Source organism: Pseudanabaena mucicola FACHB-723, assembly GCF_014696385.1.
In the GTDB taxonomy this organism is placed as follows: Bacteria; Cyanobacteriota; Cyanobacteriia; order Pseudanabaenales; family Pseudanabaenaceae; genus Pseudanabaena.
The window spans coordinates 1-2,872 of sequence record NZ_JACJQB010000089.1; the positions used below are offsets into that span (position 1 = coordinate 1).

3 protein-coding genes are annotated in these 2,872 nt (G+C 41.3%); all 3 read left to right on the plus strand.

Going from position 1 to position 2,872, the window contains the following annotated elements; all coding sequences use genetic code 11:
- Positions 1-116: 116 nt before the first annotated feature.
- The 3 genes from H6F41_RS18590 (at position 117) to H6F41_RS18600 (ending at position 2,795) form a co-directional block, all read left to right on the plus strand.
- Positions 117-1,193, plus strand: coding sequence for an iron-containing redox enzyme family protein (locus tag H6F41_RS18590; protein ID WP_190404949.1), 1,077 nt, complete (start codon positions 117-119; stop codon positions 1,191-1,193).
- A gap of 134 nt (positions 1,194-1,327) precedes the next feature.
- On the plus strand, positions 1,328-2,065 hold the full coding sequence (locus tag H6F41_RS18595; protein ID WP_190404950.1) for a DUF3891 family protein: 738 nt from the start codon (positions 1,328-1,330) through the stop codon (positions 2,063-2,065).
- Between the two features lie 25 nt (positions 2,066-2,090).
- On the plus strand, positions 2,091-2,795 hold the full coding sequence (locus H6F41_RS18600; protein WP_199288846.1) for a class I SAM-dependent methyltransferase: 705 nt from the start codon (positions 2,091-2,093) through the stop codon (positions 2,793-2,795).
- The last annotated feature ends 77 nt before the right edge of the window (positions 2,796-2,872 follow it).

Here is a 2,872-nt window from a genome sequence, read left to right on the forward strand (position 1 = left end):
AACGTCTTCCTGAAGTAAGTGAGGCGGTTGTTCATACTGCCATGATTTCTCTCATGCTCAATCGCCTTTCTGCTTAATATTTCTTTTACAAATACCTTCTATCTTCAATTTTTATAATGCCAATTACAGCAATAGTAGATAATAAGTTATCTACTATCCAGATAGCTAGTTATGAAGCAGCCGATCAACAATTTGCTTGGCTGCTCACCCTAGAAAATTTAGACAAACAAGTCAAAGAACAACCTGATCTGATTAAAGATTTTGAAAAATTTCTCTCTTTAGCTTTAAGAGAAGCCTATACAGAAAGCACAAATTCTGAACAAGCAAACTGGTTTTTACAGCGATCGCTATATAGGATCAATCGACTCAATTTGTTTTGGTACGACTCTTTACAGCTATATACCAATGAGCGCTCCACTTATATAACAGAAGTCCGCGATCGCATCGAGTCAGTCTGGCAAGCATGGGAGTTAACCCAAATTGATGTTCAAAAGCTCCCGCCATCAAAGGTTAAACAAGCTTTGCAAAAGCGGGCTGATGTAGATTTAAATCCGCCCATATCTGCGTCAAAGCGTTATCTGCGCGAGGATATGAGCTTAATGGGATATCGCTTATTATTAGCGATCGCCTCCTTAGATGGATTAGTCGAAGCTAGTCGTCTTTCGAGGATTTTGGGTGGCGCTAGTAACGAAATTCAGGCAACTTTGATGCGCGTATTGCTCGAAGAATATGGCAACGGTCGGCTGTCGCGAAAGCACTCTACTTTCTTTGCTCAGATGATGGCGGAATTAGGTTTAAAAAATGAACCAGAAGCTTATCTAGATCTCGTGCCGTGGCAAGTTTTAGCAAGTATCAATCACAACTTTTTGCTAACCGAGCGCAAACGCCATTTTCTCCGCTACAACGGTGGACTGACCTATTTTGAGATTGCGGGACCAGCAATTTATACTGATTACTTGGAGGCAGCGAAACGAATGAGACTTTCGGATGCAGCTATGGGCTATTGGGAGTTGCATATTCGGGAAGATGAACGTCATGGGCTATGGATGCTTACAGATGTTGCTTTCCCCTTAGCGGATATGTATCCCGATGATGCTTGGGAATTAGTACTGGGCTATGACCAAGAAAAATTTATGGGCGATCGGGCAGCTGCGGCAGTCATGACGCTAATTCAAAATTCTAATTTTAAGTAACTGACGTTACCGTGAGTTGCTAAAGATTCCCCTCAATCCCCCTTATAAAGGGGGAAGAAGATAATTCTCCTCCCTCTATAAGGGGGGCTGGGGGGATCTATACCTTGAACTGTAGACAGACTAGAGAAAAATTTATGATCGTAAATTTGACTACAGACGGATGGGAGGTAATTTATCATCGCGCTCATGCCTTGTTAGCTGCTCAATTAGGGGGGCAATGGCAAAGAGCTAATACTCCCATTCGCTTTTACGAAACTCTTGCCGCGATCTCGCATCATGACGATCTAGAAAAAGAGTGGATCGACAACCACTTAACTGAGTGCGGTGCTCCCTTAGACTTCACTCTCGCCCAGATACCTCCAGAAGTATCTCTAGAGAAGCTAAAAAAACACCTTGAGAATTCTTGTTATCGAGGTCGATGGGTCACTATGCTAACTTCGATGCACATTTGTTTTCTCAATCAAAAGCAAAAAGAAACCTCCGATGATTGGCATGATTTTTTAGAAACTCAAATACAGGATCAAAATCAGTGGCAACAGGAGTTAGAAGTATCTAAAGAAGAATCAGAACGAAGCTATCAGTTTATGCAATGGTGCGATCGCCTGTCATTAATCTTGGTGCAAAGACAAGTGCCCGAAGATGGGCGAGCCGTAGAGATTACTAGTGGTATCAGCCAGCAGCGATACGATCTGCGCTGTTTGGAGAATAAACATTTAACTGTAGAACCTTGGCCATTTGAGGATAGCGAGTTTACCGTAAATGTTGAGTGCTGCCATTTGTCATCTCTTAAATTCGATGACAATGAATCCTTGATCAAAGCTCTTAAGCAAGCGCCGATCACCAGTCTGGAATGGATATTTTCTAAACAATAAATATTGAGAATTAATTGAGAATTATATGAATAGACCTTTATTGCGTTCTAAACCGATAGTTAAAACCTACACATCCGAACAAGTAGCTGAACATGTACCTCAAGAGATATTCTTTTGTCCTGAAGAATCATTGTTTTATTCTCAATGTCTCGAAAGAATGGTTTTAAATACCTCCGAGGATTGCAATTCCATTGTGGAGTTTGGCGCAGGGGATGGTAGTCCCGTGATCAATAGCCTCCTCAAGAGTCAATTTAGTGGGTTAATTCAGGGCTATGAGTTAAACTCTAAGTCCTGTGAAGTGGCTCAGTCTCGGATTGAACGCTATAAACTTAGCGACAAGTATGTTGTACATAACTCTTGCTTTTTCCAACGGGATTGGCAATTGGAAGGCAATTATTTGATCTCTAATCCTCCCTATCTACCAGCAATCAACAATGATCTATATATGCCTGCTTTGCATGGCGGAACTGATGGATCATCCATAACTAAGCAACTTTTGGAGATGAATTGCCAAAATGTGATGTTGATGATTTCAGCATATTCTGATCCCATCGGCACAATTGAGTATGCGATCACCCAAGGTTATCAAGTGCAAGATTTTATTACTTCTCCGATGAGTTTTGGGTATTACAGTTCTGAGCCCAAGGTAAAACAGAGAATAGCCGAACTACATCAGCATGGTAAGGCTTTTTATTCTCCAAATATCTATAGAACCCATTTGGTATCTTAGGAAGCTTTGGCAAGGCGCTTAAGCATAAGCCTAATAAAGCAAAGATGAATTCTCGCATTAGCGTTGTCTAAAGTTCT